The sequence below is a fragment of the Streptomyces sp. NPDC048473 genome, assembly GCF_043200155.1.
Classification (GTDB): Bacteria; Actinomycetota; Actinomycetes; order Streptomycetales; family Streptomycetaceae; genus Streptomyces.
Map to the genome: position 1 here is coordinate 154,194 of NZ_JBICXE010000016.1, position 17,850 is coordinate 172,043.

The window sequence follows — 17,850 nt, forward strand, 5'->3', positions numbered from 1 at the left end:
TTCGCAATCGCAGCGGTGCGGCGCCCTGAGCCTGTGCCGGCTGTTTCGCCGAGAGATCGGCACAGCGGACCGTCGAGTAGCAGCCTCATCAATTCCCCCGTATCTGCGATGCCCGTACTCGACGCTTAGTAGATTCTTTTGACTCCCATTGTGTCAAGATTGATCTGTGACACGCGAAGACCCACCCCAGACCACGCCACAGGTTGCGGAGGACCCGCTCCAGGGCGCTGACCTGACGTTCTTGCTCGGCATGGCGTTCCAGCTGGTGCACGCGGAGTTCGTGTCCAGGATCAACGCGCTGGGCTACGACGAGCTGCGACCGGTGCACGGTATGGTGTTCCAGGCGCTGCACCGGGCGGGTACCACCAGTACCGAACTGGCCGAGCGGCTGGGTGTGACGAAGCAGGCAGCCGGCCAGATCGTGGACTACCTGGAAGAGCGCGGTTACGTGCGCCGCGAGCCGCACCCCGACGGGGGGCGGCGCAGGCTGGTGGTTCTCACCGACAAGGCGCGGCAGCATCTCGCGGTCGCCGGACGGGTCCTGTACAGCCTGGAGGTCGAGCTGGCGAGCCAGCTCGACCCCGAGGCCCTGACGTCGATGCGCCGGCAACTGGCGCGGCTGATCCGCGAGTTCGCCGGAGACACGCTGCCGCCCCTGCGCCCCCTGTGGTGACGCGTCACGGATAGATGTAGAAGCCGCGTCCTGTTTTCCGGCCCAGGAGGCCGCCCTCGACCATGCGGGAGAGGAGCGGGGGCGGGGCGTAGGACGTGTCCTTGTATTCCGCGTAGAGGCCGGTGGCCACGCCTGCGAGGGTGTCCAGGCCCACCAGGTCCGCGAGTTGGAGGGGGCCCATCGGATGGGCGCAGCCCAGGGACATCCCCTTGTCGATGTCCTCTGCGCGGGCGTGGCCCGACTCCACCATCCGGATCGCGCCCATCAGGTAGGGCACCAGCAGGGCGTTGACCACGAAGCCCGGCCGGTCCTGTGAGCGGATGACCTCCTTGCCGAGGCACTTGGACATGAATGCCTCCGTGCGCTCGTACGTCCGCTCCGCGGTCAGCAGGGAGCAGCCGACCTCCACCAGGCCCAGCACCGGTACCGGATTGAAGAAGTGGGTGCCGATCACCTGCGCGGGGCGGTGGGTGGCGCGGGCGAGCTTCATGATGGGCACGGAGGAGGTGTTCGAGGCGAGGATCGCGTCCGGGTCTGCCACGGCCGCGTCCAGCGCGGCGAACAGCTCCAGTTTGAGGGCCTCGTCCTCGGTGACGGACTCGATGACGAACTCCCGGTCCGCGAGGTCGTCGAGGTCCGCGGTGAACGAGATCCGGTCCAGGGCGGCATCGCGCTCGGACTCGGTGAGCCGTCCCCTGCGCACCGCCGTGTCCAGCGAACCGGCCACCCGCTTTCTGCCCGCCGCGACGGACGCCGCCCGCGACACCGCCACCCGCACGTCGCAGCCCGCCCTAGCGGACACCTCCGCCAGGCCGGAGCCCATCAGCCCGCAGCCGACGACCCCGACCCGCGTGATCCCGCTCATCGCGCCACCGGCCCGGACCAGCGCATCAGACAGGTGCCCAGAGCCATACCGCCGCCGAACCCGGCCAGCAGCACCATGTCGCCCTCCGCCAGCGCGCCCGTGCTCGCCGCTCGGTCGAGGGTGATGGCCACGGAGGCGCTGCCCACGTTGCCGTACTCCTCCAGCGTCAGATGGGTGCGGGCCTTGACCAGACCGGAGCGCTCGACGAGGGTCTCCAGCATCCTGCCGTTGGCCTGGTGCGGAACGAAGTGGTCCACCTGCTCCGGCCGGACCCCGGCCCGGTCCAGCAGGTCGCCCAGCGCGCCGGGCACGTTGGTCAGCACGAAGTCCGTGACGTCACGGCCGCGCATCTTCAGGTAGTGCCCGCCGTCGGCCAGCGTCTCCGGGGAGGCCGGGCGCCTGCTGCCCCCGGCCGGGATCACCAGCAGGTCGTGGTCCTCGCCGTGGGTGCGCAGGTCCACGTCGATGATCCCGGTGGAGGGCGGGACGGGTCCCACTACGGCCGCGCCCGCGCCGTCGGCCAGGAGCACCGACGTACCGCGGTCGCCCGGGTCGATGAACCGCGAGAACACCTCCGAGGCCAGCACCAGCGCGTACGAGCCGGGGGAGACCGCCGCCATCGCGCGGGCCAGAGCGATGCAGTACACGAAGCCGCTGCACCCGATGTTGATATCGAAGCAGGCGGCGCGGCGGGCGCCGAGCGCGTTCTGCACCAGCGCGGCCGTCGGCGGAAACGGGGAGTCGGCCGTGGCCGTGGAGACGATGATGTGGTCGATGCGCTCCGCGGGCACGCCGGCCCGCTCCAGCGCCACCTTCGCCGCCCGCACCGCGAGGTCGGACGCGGCGTCGCCGGGCTCGGCGTAGCGCCGCTCGCGGATCTGCGTCCTGCGCTCGATCCACTCCGGCTCCACGTCGAAGCGCGGGGCTATCTCGTCGTTGAGGACGCGCCGTTCGGGCAGATACGAGCCCGTTCCCAGGATTCCCACTGCGTGGTTGCGCATGGTCACTCGCTCCCCAACGGGTTCAGCCGGCTCTCGCCGATCATCGCCCTGGTCTCCGGGTCGGTGACGCCGAGCCCGCGCTCCGGCGCCATGCACAGCACCCCGACCTTGCCTATGTGTGTATTGACCTGCACGGTGCGTGCCGCCTCGCCTATCTCGTGCAGCGGGTAGACCGTGGACAGGCCGGGCACGAGCCGGCCCATGGTGACCAGGCGGTTGGTCTCCCACTGCTCCTGAAGGTTCGCGCCGTGGCTGCCGACGATCCGCTTGAGCTTCATCCACAGGTAGCGGTTGTCGTAGTTGTGCTGGTAGCCGGTGCTGGACCCGCAGGTCACCACCGTGCCTCCGCGACGCACCACGAACATCGAGATGCCGAACGTGGCCCGGCCGACGTACTCGAAGACGATGTGCGGATCCTCCCCGGTCTCCCGGCGGATGATCCTGCCCAGTCGCTTGCCCGCCTCGATCACCCGGGACGGCTCGTCGGCGTAGTCGTCGCCGATGCCGATCTCGTCGCGGTTGATCACCACGTCGCAGCCGAGCCGGCGCAGCGCCTGCGCCTTCGCTTCGGAGCTGACCACGCCGACGGAGATCCCGCCGCCGTTGCGCACGAGCTGCACCGCGTACGCCCCGAGGCCGCCGGTGGCACCCCAGATCAGCACCACGTCGCCCTGCTTCATCCGGGCGCCGCGGTCGCTGACCAGCATGCGGTAGGCGGTGCCCCCGCAGCCGGGGATGCTCGCGGCCTCCTCCCACGTCAGATGCGCGGGCTTGGGGATGAGCTGACTGGCGCGCACCACCGTGTAGTGGGCCAGGCCGCCGAAGTTCGTCTCGTACCCCCAGGCGCGCTGCTCCGCGCCCAGCATGCCGTCGGCGTGGCTGGCCGGCTCCTGGTCGTCCGCCTGCACGGGGCTGACCACCACATGGTCGCCCACCCGCCAGCGCCGCACCCCTGCACCGACCCTGACGATCACTCCGGCCGCGTCGGAACCCAGCACGTGGTACGGCTGGTCGTGCCTGCGCTCCCAGTGCCCCTTACCGGCGTAGTGCTTGAGGAACGAGAAGGTGGGCACGGGCTCGAAGGTGGCCGACCACACCGTGTTGTAGTTGACGCAGCTGGCCATCACCGCGACGAGCACCTCGTCGGGGGCCGGCTCGGGCATGGGAACGTCGCCGACGCGCAGTGACTTGCGTACGTCCTTGTCCGGCGCGTCGCCGAACATGTTCACGTCCTCGATCCGGGTGTGCGCGGCGGTGAAGCTGTCCGGCACCGGAATGCGGGCGAGTTCGTCGGGGTCCGCGCCCTGTAGCAGAGCCTCAGCCATAGATCTCATGGGAAAGCCATCCTTCACCGGTCCTCGAACGAGGTCGTCGAAGCCAAAAGGTCGTCGAAGCCCTTAGCAGGGCTGGACAAGTGAGGGCGAGCGTTCCATCCGCCGATCGCCAAGGACACGGTCCGCGAGAAGGCTAGGGGGTGTGTAGGGGCTGCCGCGGGAGCTAGGGGACGGTAAGGGGTTGGGCCGCCGCATCCCGTTTCCTAGGTTCGCCACCAGGAGATTTCGAGGGGACGGCGGATGATTCCAATGCAGCACGCAGGACGGTCCAGGGGCACGGTCGCCCAGGGCGGTGTGGCGGTCGCGGTCGTGGGAATGGCCTGCCGCTTCCCGCAGGCGCCAGGTATCGAGGAGTTCTGGCGGCTGCTCGCCGGCGGTTCGAGCGCTGTCACCGCACCGCCCGCCGGACGCGGCGACGCGGCGGCGCGTGGCGGCTTCGTCGAGGGGATCGACCTTTTCGACCCCGAGTTCTTCGGCATCTCGCCGCGCGAGGCCTCGGCGATGGACCCGCAGCAGCGGCTGATGCTGGAGCTGAGCTGGGAGGCCCTGGAGGACGCCGGGATCGTGCCCGGCACGCTTGAGGGCAGTGCCGCGGCGGTGTACGTGGGCGCCATCGGCAGCGACTACGCCAACCTCGTGCTCGGCGGCGGGCCGCAGGCCGTCACCCATCACTCCCTGACAGGTCTGCACCGCGGCATCATCGCCAACCGCGTCTCCTATGCGCTGGGCCTGCGTGGGCCCAGCATGACCGTGGACGCCGGGCAGTCGTCGTCGCTGGTCGCCGTGCACATGGGCTGCCGCAGCCTGCTGAGCGGGGAGGCACGGCTCGCCGTGGTCGGCGGCGTGCAGCTCAACCTCGCGCCGGAGAGTCTGGCCGTCGCCGAGCAATTCGGCGGGCTGTCCCCCGACGGCCGTTGCTTCACCTTCGACGCGCGGGCCAACGGCTATGTGCGCGGCGAGGGCGGCGGTGCCGTCGTGCTCAAGCTCCTCTCCGACGCCCTCGCCGACGGCGACCCCGTGCACTGTGTGATCCGCGGCAGCGCCGTCAACAACGACGGTGCCGGAGAGGGTCTGACGGTGCCCAACCGTGCGGCACAGGAGGAGGTCATCCGGCTGGCGTACGAGCGCGCCGGTACCAGCCCCGCCGATGTGGGCTATGTGGAACTGCACGGTTCGGGCACCCGGGTCGGCGACCCCATCGAGGCCGCGGCGCTCGGGGCCGTGCTCGGCGCGGGCCGCACCGCCGAAGACCTGCTGCCGGTCGGCTCCGTGAAGACCAACATCGGCCACCTGGAGGCCGCCGGGGGCATCGCCGGCCTGCTGAAGACCGTGCTCACCCTGCGCCATCGCACTCTGCCCGCCAGCCTCAACTTCGAGACGCCCAACCCGGCCATCCCCCTGACCGAGTTGGGGCTGCGGGTGAATACCACGGCGCAGCGGTGGGAGGACGCGGACCGGCTGCTGGTCGCGGGCGTCAGCTCGTTCGGCGTCGGGGGCACCAACTGTCATGTGGTGCTGGCCGAGCCGGTGCCGGTATCCGTGCCCCCGGTCGCGTCCTCGGCGGCAGGTGCCACGCCATGGCTGCTCTCCGGCCGCGACGAGGCCGCGCTGCGGGCGCAGGCCGCCCGGCTGAGGGACCATCTGCGAGACCGGCCCGCGCTGGACGCGGCCGAGGTCGGCTGGTCGCTCGCCACCACTCGTTCGGCCTTCGCGTGCCGGGCCGTCGCCCTGGGCGACAGCCGCGACGACCTGCTGCGCGCGGTGTCGGCCCTGGCCGGGGGCGAGCCTGCCGCAGGTCTGGTGGAAGGGGAGACGGGGGAAGCGGGCGACGACCGGGTCGTGTTCGTATTCCCCGGTCAGGGCACCCAGTGGGCCGGGATGGCCGTGGAACTGCTCGACACCGCGCCGCGCTTCGCCGAGCAGATGCGCGCCTGCGACGAGGCAGTGGCGGCGCTGGCGGGCTGGTCCGTCCTCGACGTCCTGCGCGCCTCCGGGGAGAGCGGCGGCGCGGCAGAACTGGAGCGCATCGAGATCCTCCAGCCCGTGCTGTTCTCGGTGATGGTGTCGCTCGCGGAGCTGTGGCGCTCGTTCGGCGTCGAGCCCGCCGCGGTGGTGGGCAGCTCGCAGGGGGAGATCGCCGCGGCGTACGTCGCGGGCGCGCTGTCCTTGGAGGACGCGGTGCGGGTGGTGGTGCTGCGCAGCCGCCTGTTCGCGGAGGAACTCGTCGGGCGGGGCGCGGTGGCCTCGGTGGCTCTGCCCGTGGCCGAGGTGCGCGAGCGGCTGGCCGCCTTCGACGGGCGGCTGAACGTGGCCGGGGTCAACGGGCCCCGCGCCGTGACGGTGGCCGGGGACACCGAGGCGCTGGCCGCGTTCGTGGACGTGTGCACGGGCGAGGGCGTGCGGGCGCGGATCGTTCCCTCCACGGTGGCCTCGCACTGCGCGCAGGTGGAGCCGCTGCGGGAGCGGCTGTTGGAGATGCTGGCGCCGGTGCGGCCCCGGCCGGGCACGGTGCCGGTGTACTCGACGGTTGCCGGTGCGGTGGTGGACGGGGCCGGCCTCGACGCCGGGTACTGGTACCGCAACGCCCGTGAGCCCGTGCAGTTCGACGGCGCGCTGAGGGCGCTGCTGGCCGACGGGTACCGGGTGTTCGTCGAGTCCAGCTCGCACCCCGTGCTGACGCCGGGCGCGCAGGACGTCTTCGAGGACGTGGGCGTCGAGGCCGTCGCCCTGGGCACGCTGCGGCGCAACGAGGGCGGGCCGGGCCGGTTCCTGCGGTCCGCCGCCGAGGCCCATGTGCGCGGAGTGCGCGTGCAGTGGACGGCGGCGTTCGAGGGCTCCGCCGTGCGCCGGGTGCCGCTGCCCACATACGCGTTCCAGCGCGGCCGTTACTGGGTGTCCGCGCCTGAGCGGGACGCGGCGGGCGGCTGGGCGTACGACACCGGGCACGCCGCGCCGGCGCCCGTCATGGACCTGCCGCAGGACGGCGCCGTACGGGATGCGGGCGACGCCTCCCCGCGCACCCCGGCGCTCCGCGAGCGGCTGGCCGGGCTGTCCGGGGCCGACGCCGAGCAGGTCGTGCTGCGGGTGGTGCGCAGTCATGCCGCCGCCGTGTCGGGCCGCGACCCGATGGACGCCGCACGTACCGGGCGCACGTTCAAGGACCTCGGTTTCGACTCGGCGATGCTCGTGGAGCTGCGCAACCGGCTGGGCAAGGCGGCCGGTGTCACCTGGCCCAGCAGCGTGGTCTTCGACCACCCCACACCCGCGGCGCTGGCCCGGCACATGTGCCAGGTACTGCTGGACGGCCTGGACGGCCTGGACGTGAAGGACGAGGACGTCGTCGAGGACCCGGTCCAGGGACTGGGGGACGCAGAGGATACCGGGGCTGTAGGGGGTGCTGGGGTTATAGGGGGTGCCGAAGCTGTAGGGGGTGCAGGCGAGGACGACGGCGACCCCATCGCCATCGTCGCCATGGCCTGCCGCTACCCGGGCGGTGTCGACTCGCCCGAGGACCTGTGGGACCTGGTCCGCGCGGGCACCGACGCCATCGGGGACTTTCCGGCCGACCGCGGCTGGAAGCTCGACGAGCTGTACGACCCGCAGCGCAGCCGCTCAGGCACCTCGTACACCCGCGCCGGTGGGTTCCTCGACGGGGCCGACCGGTTCGACCCGGCGTTCTTCGGGATCTCCCCGCGTGAGGCCCTCGCCATGGACCCGCAGCAGCGGCTGCTGCTGGAGACCGGCTGGGAGGCGATGGAGCGGGCGGGTCTCGACGCGAACGCGCTGCGCGGCAGCCACACCGGCGTCTTCGTCGGGGCCATGGCACAGGACTACGGGCCGAGGCTGCACGAGGGCGCCGGAAGCGGCAAGGGCGTCGAGGGCTATGCGCTGACCGGTACCACCATGAGCGTCGCCTCCGGCCGGCTGGCGTACACCTTCGGCTTCGAGGGCCCCGCGCTCACGGTGGACACGGCCTGCTCGTCCTCGCTCGTGGCCCTGCACATGGCGAGCCGGTCGCTGCGCTCCGGCGAGTGCTCGCTGGCGCTGGCCGGCGGTGTCACGGTAATGCCCACCCCCGGCCTCTTCGTGGAGTTCAGTAAGCAGCACGGGCTGTCGCCCGACGGGCGGTGCAAGGCGTTCGCCGAGACGGCGGACGGCACCGGATGGTCCGAGGGCGCCGGGATGGTGCTCCTTGAGCGGCTCTCCGACGCGCGCCGGAACGGGCACCCGGTGCTGGCGGTGCTGCGTGGCTCCGCGATCAACCAGGACGGTGCGTCCAACGGCCTGTCGGCGCCCAACGGCCTGGCCCAGCAGCGGGTGATCCGCGGGGCCCTTGCCGACGCCGGGCTGACGGCCGCCGACGTGGACGCGGTCGAGGCGCACGGCACGGGCACGAGGCTCGGCGACCCGATCGAGGCACAGGCGCTGCTGGCCACCTACGGCAGGGAGCGGCAGGCGGAGCGCCCGTTGTGGCTGGGGTCGCTGAAGTCCAACATCGGCCACACGCAGGCGGCCGCGGGCATCGGCGGCGTCATCAAGATGGTCATGGCCATGCGGCACGCGACGCTGCCGCGCACCCTGCACGTCGACGCGCCCACCCCGCATGTGAACTGGGCGGCCGGGGCCGTCTCGCTGCTCACCGAGCCCGTCGCGTGGCCGGAGTCCGGCCGCGCCCGCCGCGCCGCCGTCTCCGCGTTCGGCATCAGCGGCACCAACGCCCATGTCGTCCTGGAACACGTCGGGGAGCCCGTCGAGCCATCGGACCGGCCGTCACCGGACGAGGGAGTGTGGCCGCTCGTGGTGTCCGCGCGCGGTGACGCCGCCCTGCGCGCCCAGGCCGCGCTGCTGCACGGCTTCACCGCGTCCGACGCCGGCCCGGCCCCCGCCCGTCTCGCCCACGCGCTGGCCACCACCCGTACGCCCCTCGAACACCGCGCCGTGGTGCTCGCGCACGACCGCGACGAGGCGCTGAGCGGCCTGGAGGCCCTCGCCGGCTCCATCCCGTCGGCGTCCGTGATCACGGGCGCGCCCGGGGCGCCGGGCAGGACCGCGTTCGTCTACCCCGGCCAGGGCTCGCAGTGGGCGGGCATGGCGGCCGAACTGCTCGGCACCCGACCGGTGTTCGCCGAGCGTCTGCGCGCCTGCGGCGAAGCGCTCTCCCGCCATGTGGACTGGTCGCTGGTCGACGTGCTGCGTGGTGCCCAGGACGCGCCGTCGCTGGAGCGAGTGGATGTCGTCCAGCCCGCCCTGTGGGCCGTCATGGTCTCCCTGACGGATCTGTGGCGCTCCGCCGGGGTGGCACCCGAGGCCGTGATCGGCCACTCCCAGGGCGAGATCGCCGCCGCGACCGTCGCGGGCGTGCTGTCCCTGGACGACGGCGCCCGCGTCGTGGCCCTGCGCAGCCAGGCCCTCACGCTGATCGCCGGTACCGGCGGAATGGCGTCCGTGGCGCTCCCGGCGGACGAGGTGCGCGGCAGGATCACCCGGTGGCCGGGCCGTCTGGACGTGGCGGCCGTCAACGGCCCCGCTGCCACGGTCGTCTCCGGCACGCCCGAGGCCATAGCGGAGTTCGTCGCCGCCTGCGGGAGAGACGACGTGCGCGCTCGTGTGATCCCCGTGGACTACGCCTCCCACTCCGCCCAGGTGGAGGCCATCCGGGAGCGGGTGCTTGAGCTGCTCGCGCCGGTGACGCCGCGTCGGACGGACACCGCGTTCTACTCCACGCTCACGGGCGAGCGGCTCGCCGACACCACCGTCATGGACGCCGCCTACTGGTACCGCAACCTGCGCGAGACCGTGCGGTTCGAGGAGGCGGTGCGCGCACTGCGGGAGGACGGCTACGGCACGTTCGTGGAGTCCAGCCCGCATCCGGTGCTGGTGCAGAGCATCCAGGAGACGTTCAGCTCGCAGGACGAGGCGGGGGCCGACGGGACGGGGGACGCGACCGTCGTCGGAACGCTCCGCCGTGACCAGGGTGGTATGGCCAGGTTCCTCGCCTCCGCCGGTGAACTGTACGTCCGGGGCGGCGCCGTGGACTGGGCGCCGCTGACCGCCTCCGGCGCGCGCGGTTCCCGGGTCGGCCTGCCCACCTACCCCTTCCAGCGCCGCCGCTACTGGCTGGAGTCCGACAGCGGCCACGCCGCCGACGTGGACTCGGCGGGGCTGACCGCCGCCGATCACCCCTTGCTGGGCGCGGCCGTCGATCTGCCGGACGGAACCCTCGTGTTCACCGGGCGGCTGGACTCACGTACCCATCCCTGGCTCGCGGACCATGCCGTGCTCGGCACCACGCTGCTGCCCGGCACCGCCCACGCCGAACTCGCCCTGCACGCCGCGGCGGCGGCCGGATACGACTCGCTCGACGAGCTGACCCTGCAGACCCCGCTCGTCCTCGACGAGCGCGCCCCCGTGCGGATCCAGGTCATGCTGGCCCCGCCCGCCGCGGACGACGCCTCCGGCCGCCGCACCGTCACCGTCCACGCCCGCCCCGGCGACGCCGCCGACGGTACGCCGTGGACGTGCCATGCCACGGGCGCCGTCGCCCGGACGTCCGACCCGGCTCCTGCGACGACACTCGCGGGTGCCTGGCCCCCCGCGGGAGCACAGGCGGTGGAGCTGTCCGGGGCGTATGAGCGGCTGGCGGAAATCGGTTACGAGTACGGGCCCGCGTTCCGGGGGCTGCGTGCCCTGTGGCGGGACGGGGACGACCTCTTCGCCGAGGTGGCACTGCCCGCCACCGGCGACGGCAGCCCGGCCGCCGACGGGTATGGCATCCACCCGGCTCTGCTCGACGCCGCCCTGCACCCGATCCTGGCCGTGGACGATACGGAATCCGGTTCCGGGAACGGGGTCCGGCTGCCGTTCTCCTGGTCGGGTCTTCGGCTCCATGCCGTCGGCGCCACCGGCCTGCGCGTACGCATCACCCGGCGCGGCTCCGGCGAGATCGCGCTCACCGCGGCCGACCACACGGGCGCCCAGGTGGCCACGGCAGCGTCGCTGAGCCTGCGGAGCGGCGGCGCCGGCGAGATCGTCGCCGCCCGCGCCCCGGGCCGGGACCTGCTCTTCCGGCTCGACTGGAGCACCGCGCCCGTGCCGCAGGACGCGCGCCTGCCTTCGGCCGCGCTGCTCACCTGCTGTACCGAAGGGTCCCCGGCCTTCGGGGTGCCCGCCCATCCGGACCTGGCGTCCCTGAGGGCCTCCGTGGCCTCCGGCACACCCGTTCCCGAGATGCTCCTCGTCCCCTGCACAGCACCGAACGGCGACACCGACCAGGCCGCCCGCACGCACCGGGTGACCGGGGAACTGCTGGGCCTGCTCCAGAACTGGCTGGCCGACCCGGCGTTCGCCCAGAGCCGCCTGACCGTCCTCACCAGGGGCGCGGTGGCCACCCACACGGACGACGACGTGCACGATCTGCCCGCTGCCGCCCTGTGGGGACTTGTGCGCAGCGTCCAGTCCGAGCAGCCCGGCCGGATCGTTCTCCTCGACCTGGACCCGGACCCGGCCCGGGGCCCCGCCCACGACCGCGACGAGGCTTCGCCGCAGGCCCTGGCGGCGGCCCTGACCTGCGGCGAACCTCAGCTCGCCCTGCGGGAGGGCAAGCTGTTCGTCCCCCGCCTCGTCCGCGGCACGTCGGGCTCGGGCCTGGTCCCGCCGGACGGTGTCCGGCACTGGCGGCTGGACGTCGCGACCCCGGGCAGCTTCGACGGGCTCACCCTGTCCGAAGCCCCGGAGGCCGGCCGGCCTCTGGAGGCCGGGCAGGTCAGGGTGGCCGTGCGCGCCGTCGGGGTGAACTTCCGCGACGCCATGATCGCCCTGGACGTCTACCCGGGCGAGGCGCGCCTCGGCGGCGAGGCCGCGGGCGTCGTCGTGGAGGTCGGCCCCGGCGTGCCGGGACTGGCCTGCGGGGACCGGGTGACCGGCTTGTTCACGGAGGGCGTCGGCCCGTTCGCCGTCACCGACCACCGGCTGCTCACCCGCTTCCCCGCCGCGTGGACATTCGCCCGCGCCGCGAGCGTGCCCGCCGTGTTCCTGACCGCGTACCACGGCCTGATACGACTGGCCGCGCTGCGCCAGGGGGAGACCCTGCTGTTGCACTCCGCCGCCGGTGGCGTCGGCATGGCGGCGCTGCAACTGGCCCGCCACCGGGGCGCCGAGGTCTTCGCGACGGCGAGCCCCGGCAAGTGGGGCACCCTGCGGTTGCTCGGCCTGGACGAGGAACACATCGCCTCCTCGCGCGACCGCGACTTCGAGGACGCCTTCCGCCGTGCCACCGGCGGGCGGGGCGTGGACGTGGTGCTCAACTCCCTGGCCGGTGCGTACACCGACGCATCACTGCGGCTGCTGGCCGAGGACGGCCGTTTCGTGGAGATGGGCAAGACCGACATCCGCGACCCCGAACAACTCGCCGAGACCCGGCCCGACATCACCTACGAGCCGTTCGACCTGCTGGCCCTCGACCCGGACACCATCCAAGAGATGCTGGCCGAGCTGATGGCGCTGTTCAACACCTGCGTCCTCAAGCCGCTGCCGGTGACGGCCTGGGACCTGCGGCAGGCGCCGCGCGCGCTGCGCCACGTCGGCCAGGCCCGGCACGTCGGCAAGGTGGTGCTCACCCTGCCCGCCCCGCTCGACCCGGACGGCACCGTGCTGGTCACCGGCGGCACGGGGGCGCTCGGCTCCGTGCTGGCCCGCCACCTCGTCACCGTCCACGGCGCGCGGCACCTGCTGCTGGCCAGCCGCAGCGGCGCCGACGCCGAAGGGGCGGCCGAGCTGCGCGAGGAGCTGACCGGCCTCGGTGCGCAGGTGACGCTCGCCGCCTGCGACATCACCGACCCCGCGGCCCTGGCGGCCCTCGTGACGGGCGTGTCCACGGAGCACCCGCTCACCGCCGTCGTCCACGCCGCAGGGATCCTCGACGACGCCACGATCACCAACCTGACCGCCGATCAGCTGCATGCGGTGCTGCGGCCCAAGGTGGACGCCGCCTGGCAGCTCCACCGCCTCACCGAGCACCTCGACCTGCGGGCGTTCGTGCTGTTCTCCTCGGCCGCGGGAATCCTGGGAACGCCGGGCCAGGCCAACTACGCAGCCGGCTCCGCATTCCTCGACGGCCTCGCCGAGCACCGCTGCGCACGCGGTCTGCCCGCCACCAGCCTGGCCTGGGGCTACTGGGCCGAGACCGGCGCCATGACACGCCACCTGAGCGCGGCGGACCTCGCCAGGCTCGCCCGCTCCGGCAGCCTGCCACTGGCCACCGACGAGGCGCTCGCCCTGTTCGACGCGGCGCTGACCGGTGACCGGGCGACCTGTGTGCCCGCCCGGCTCAACCTGTCCGCGCGGCAGCCGAGCGACCGGCCGGAGTCCATACCGCCCCTGCTGCGCGGGCTGGTCCGTACCCCGGTACGGCGGGTCGCCGCCGCGGCGGCGGGCGGGGACGGCGGCGCGGATGCGGGCGCCGGAGCCGGAGCTTCCGAGCTTGCCGGGCGCCTGGCGGGACTGCCCGCGGCAGAGCGGCACCGCCTCCTGCTCGACCTCGTGTGCGCCAACGCGGCCGTCGTGCTCGGCCACGACGGGGCGCAGGCGGTCGGCGCCGGCCAGACGTTCAAGGACCACGGCTTCGACTCGCTGGCCTCGGTGGAGTTGCGCAACCGCCTCGGCGCCGCCACCGGGCTGCGCCTGCCCGCGACGCTGCTGTTCGAGAACCCGACGCCCACGGCCGTCGCCCGGCGACTGCTCGCCGGCCTGCTGCCGGACGGCGGCACCGAGGAGGCGGTGACGGCAGTGACGGCGGAGACCGCCGAGCCGGCGAAGGCGAAGGCCACCGAACCGGCCGACGCCGCCGTCCCGGCCCCGGCCGGGAACGAGGGCCTCGAACCGCTCGCCGTCGTCGGCATCGGCTGCCGCTTCCCGAACGCCGAAGGACCCGGGCAGTTCTGGCGTCTGCTGCGTGAGGGCACCGACGTGGTCGGGCCCATCCCCGCAGACCGCTGGGACCCCGCCGTCTACCGTGACGCCGCCCCCGCCGGGCCCGCCGGATTCGGGCAGACCGTGCCCATGCGGGCCGGGCTGCTGGACACTCCGGTGGACGAGTTCGACCCGCTGTTCTTCGGCATCTCCCCGCGCGAGGCGCAGGAGATGGACCCGCAGCAGCGGATCTTCCTCGAAGTCGCCTGGGAGGCGCTGGAGGACGCGGGGCTCGCGAACGAGAAGCTCACGGGCAGCCGCACCGGGGTGTTCGCCAGCGCCATCTGGCACGACTACGCCGAACTGGCCCCCGGCGGCCGGGGTTCCGTCTCCCCGCACTCGGCCACCGGCCGGGCGCTCAACATGGTCGCCAACCGCCTGTCCTACGTCCTCGGCCTGCGCGGGCCCAGCATGGTCGTGGACAGCGCCTGCTCCTCCTCCCTGCTCGCCGTCCATCTCGCCTGCCAGAGCCTGTGGTCGGGCGAGTCCACGACGGCCGTCGCCGGCGGGGTGAACCTCATGCTCAATCCGGCGAACATGGTGTCCCTGACCAGCTTCGGCGGGCTCTCGCCGGACGGGCTGTGCAAGGCGTTCGACGCACGGGCCGACGGGTTCGGGCGTGGCGAGGGCTGCGGTGTCGTCGTGCTGAAGCCGCTGTCGCGCGCGCTTGCCGACGGCGACGACGTCTACTGCGTGATCCGGGGGAGCGCGGCCAACAACGACGGCCTCAGCAACGGGCTGACCGCGCCCAACCCCGAGGCGCAGGCGGAGGTGCTGCGCGAGGCATACAGCCGTGCCGGGGTGGACCCGCGCGACGTGCACTACGTGGAGGCCCACGGCACCGGCACCAACCTCGGCGACCCCATTGAGGCCGCCGCACTGGGCGCCGTCGTCACCCGGGACCGCCCGGCCGGGGCAGAGCTGGTCATCGGCTCGGTGAAGTCCAACCTCGGCCACCTGGAGGCCGCGGCCGGCGTCGCCGGTTTCATCAAGGCCGCCCTGTCCCTGCGCCATCGCGCGGTGCCCCCGAGCCTGCACTTCGAGACGCCCAACCCCCATATCGCCTTCGACGACCTGCGGCTGCGCGTGGCCGAGCGGCTCGAACCCTGGCCCGAGGACAGGCTCGCGCTGGCCGGAGTGAGCGCGTTCGGCTGGGGCGGCACCAACGTCCACGTGGTTCTTGAGGGCGCCCCGCAGGCCCCACAGCCCGCAACCATCCCTTCGACCACGCACGAGCGGGGCGACGAGCAGGACGCCAACCTCTTCCCGCTGTCCGCGAAAACGCCCCAGGCCCTCCGGGAACTGGCGGGCCTGGTGGCGTCGGCCATCGCCGGACCGGAGAGTGACGAACCGTCCCGGCTCCCCGATCTCGTGCGCGCCGCCACCCTGCGCGCCGCCCAGCCCTACCGCCTCGCCGCCGTCGCGCACACCACGGCCGAATTGCACGGGGTGCTGGCCAGGTGCGCCCGCGGCGAAGCCACGGGGGACCTCCAGCTGTCCGGGCAGGCGGTGGACACCCCGCCGAGAATCGCCTTCGTCTTCCCCGGGCAGGGCTCGCAGTGGCTCGGCATGGGCCAGGAACTCCTGCGCCGCGAGCCGGTGTTCGAGGCCGCCGTCCGCGCCTGCGACACCGCCGCCCGGGCCTATGTGGACTGGTCGATCGTCGACGAACTGACGGCGGGTGAGGACTCCTCGCACCTGGACCGGGTCGACGTGGTGCAGCCCGTGCTGTTCTCCGTCGCCGTCGGCCTCGCCGCGCTGTGGCGCTCGTGGGGTATCGAGCCGGACGCCGTGATCGGGCACAGCATGGGGGAGATCGCCGCCTCGCACGTCGCGGGCGCCCTCTCCCTGGACGACGCGGCACGCGTGATCTGCCTGCGCAGCAAGCTGCTGCGCAGGACCAGCGGCCAGGGGGCGATGCTCGCCGCCGAACTGACCCTCGACGAGGCCCGGCAGACGGTGGACGGGCACGAGCACCTCGTGTCGATCGCGGTGAACAACAGCCCGCGGTCCACCGTCCTGTCCGGCGACCGCCCCACCCTGGAGCGCATCAAGGGCATGCTGGAGGAGGCAGAGGTGTTCTGCCGCTGGGTCAAGGTGGACGTGGCCTCGCACAGCCCGCAGATGGACCCGCTGCGCGACGACCTGCTCCGGGCGCTCGACGGCATCGCCCCGCGCCGCGGGAGCGTGCCGATCTACTCCACGGTGACCGGCGAGGTCGTCGACGGCACGGGCCTGGACCCGGCGTACTGGGTGGACAACCTGCGGCGGCCCGTTCTCTTCTCCGACCAGGCCACCCGCCTGCTCGGCGACGGCGTACGGGCGTTCCTGGAGATGAGTCCCCATCCGATCCTGCTGCCCGCTGTGGAGCAGGTCGTGGCACACGTCGGCGCGACGGCGGGCGTCGTCCCGTCGATGCGCCGGCACGAACCCGAACGTGCCACCCTGCTCGCCTCGCTGGGCAAGCTGTTCACGCTCGGTTCGCCCGTCGCCGGGAGCGCGGCGCTCACCCTCGGCGAACGCACCGTCAAACTGCCCACGTACCCGTGGCAGCGGGAGCGGTACTGGCACTCCGGTGATGCCGGATCGCCCGCCTCCGGTCTCGCCTCCGGCGAGCACTCCTTGCTCGGGGTGAGGCTGGACTCCGCCGTCGAACCCGGCACGCACTACTGGCAGCGCGACTTCGACACCGCCACGGCCGCCGTACGCGACCATCGCATCGGCCGCGCCGCCGTGGCGCCCGGCGCCGCCTACGCCGACATGGCGCTGTCCGCCGCCTGCGAAGTGGCACAGGCGGGCGACGCGGAAGCGTTCGCCGTCCGCGACCTGACGTTCCACGAACCGCTCGTCGTTCCCGAAAGCGGCGTCCGGCGGGTGCAGACCGTCCTGGTCGAGGGGGAGAACGAGTCCTCCGTACGGGTCTTCGCCCGGCGCGACGGCGGCACGGACATGGTCTGCGTCGCGGATGCCGTGGTGGCCCCGGTCATCGCCTCGACGGAGCCGGGGGAAGCGGCTCTTCTCGATCCCGCGGCCCTCCAGGAGCGGATGGGCGAGGAGCTCGACGGCGCCGGCTACTACGGCCTGCTGGCTGCGCGCGGTGTCGCCTACGGCGCCGCGTACCAGGGCATCGAGCGGATCTGGCGCGGCGAGGGAAACCGGGGCGAGGCGCTCGCCAGGCTCCGGTTCACCCCGGACACCGTCACCCTCGGCGACCCGGGCCACGAACTGCACCCCTGCTTCCTCGACTCTGCGCTGCAGGCAGCGGTGGCCCCGGTGCTCGGCCCCAAGTGGGGAACGGGTCAGGAGCACCCGTTCCTCAGCGCGGGCATCGGCCGGGTGGTCGTGCACTCCCGGCCGGGCCCCGACGCCTGGGCGTACGCGGTCGTGCGTGGCGGTGACGAGGACGCGCGGCGTTACGAGGTCGATGTGACGGTCCTCGGGCCGGACGGCGGCCTCGTCGTGGAGGTGACCGGCGTGACCGTCGTCGGGCAGGACCGGCTGCCTCCCGGCCTGGAGCCCGACGGGTCCGAGGCCGCGGGGACAACCGATTCCGGGGCGGGCGAGGACGCCACCGGGGCCCCGGTCCGCGATTCCCTGCTGTCCGTCCCCGCCGGGCCCGAGCGGCGCACGGCCCTGGAGACGGTGATCCGGGAAAACGTCGCCCACGTCGTCAAGCTCGCGGCCTCGCGGGTGGACGCCGACGTACCGCTGCGCTCGCTCGGCATCGACTCCGTCATGTCCCTCGAACTGCGCAACCGCCTGGAGCAGGAACTGGGGGTGCGTCTGTCGGCCACCGTGATCTGGAACTACCCGACGGTGCGCGAGATGGCCCCGTTCCTCGCCCGGAAGATGGCGCTTCCCCTGGACGACTCGGCCGCGCCGGAGCCCGAACCGCAAGCGGAGCCGGCGCCGGGACCGCAATCGGCGCCCGCCTCCGACGACGGCGCCTCTCCCGAAGAACTTCTGCAGCGCGAGCTCGATGAGCTGACCCAACGGTTGGAGAACATCTGA

The 17,850-nt window shown here is 73.2% G+C and carries 5 protein-coding genes; 2 read left to right on the forward strand and 3 right to left on the reverse strand.

The annotated features are described in order from the left end of the window. Positions 1-166 precede the first annotated feature (166 nt). Entirely contained in the window at positions 167-673 is a 507-nt protein-coding gene (locus ACGFU7_RS25155; protein WP_393698437.1) for a MarR family winged helix-turn-helix transcriptional regulator, read from the forward strand. 4 nt (positions 674-677) lie between these two features. On the opposite strand, the gene ACGFU7_RS25160 is transcribed toward ACGFU7_RS25155, so the two are convergent. The 3 genes from ACGFU7_RS25160 to ccrA are packed head-to-tail and all read right to left on the reverse strand — an operon-like array spanning position 678 to position 3,873. Beyond that, a complete protein-coding gene (locus ACGFU7_RS25160) occupies positions 678-1,538 on the reverse strand; it encodes a 3-hydroxybutyryl-CoA dehydrogenase (protein ID WP_393698439.1) in 861 nt (286 codons plus the stop codon). After that, positions 1,535-2,539 (reverse strand): 3-oxoacyl-ACP synthase III family protein, encoded by a 1,005-nt coding sequence (locus tag ACGFU7_RS25165; protein ID WP_393698441.1) that lies wholly within the window; start codon positions 2,537-2,539, stop codon positions 1,535-1,537. The genes ACGFU7_RS25160 and ACGFU7_RS25165 overlap by 4 nt, the downstream gene beginning before the upstream one ends. A gap of 2 nt (positions 2,540-2,541) precedes the next feature. Next, entirely contained in the window at positions 2,542-3,873 is a 1,332-nt protein-coding gene (gene ccrA / locus ACGFU7_RS25170) for a crotonyl-CoA carboxylase/reductase (protein ID WP_393698443.1), read from the reverse strand. Between the two features lie 249 nt (positions 3,874-4,122). Between ccrA and ACGFU7_RS25175 the strand changes: the two genes are divergently transcribed. Beyond that, the gene (locus tag ACGFU7_RS25175) at positions 4,123-17,850 is read left to right on the forward strand and encodes an SDR family NAD(P)-dependent oxidoreductase (RefSeq protein ID WP_393698444.1); all 13,728 of its coding nucleotides are present in this window, start codon (positions 4,123-4,125) and stop codon (positions 17,848-17,850) included.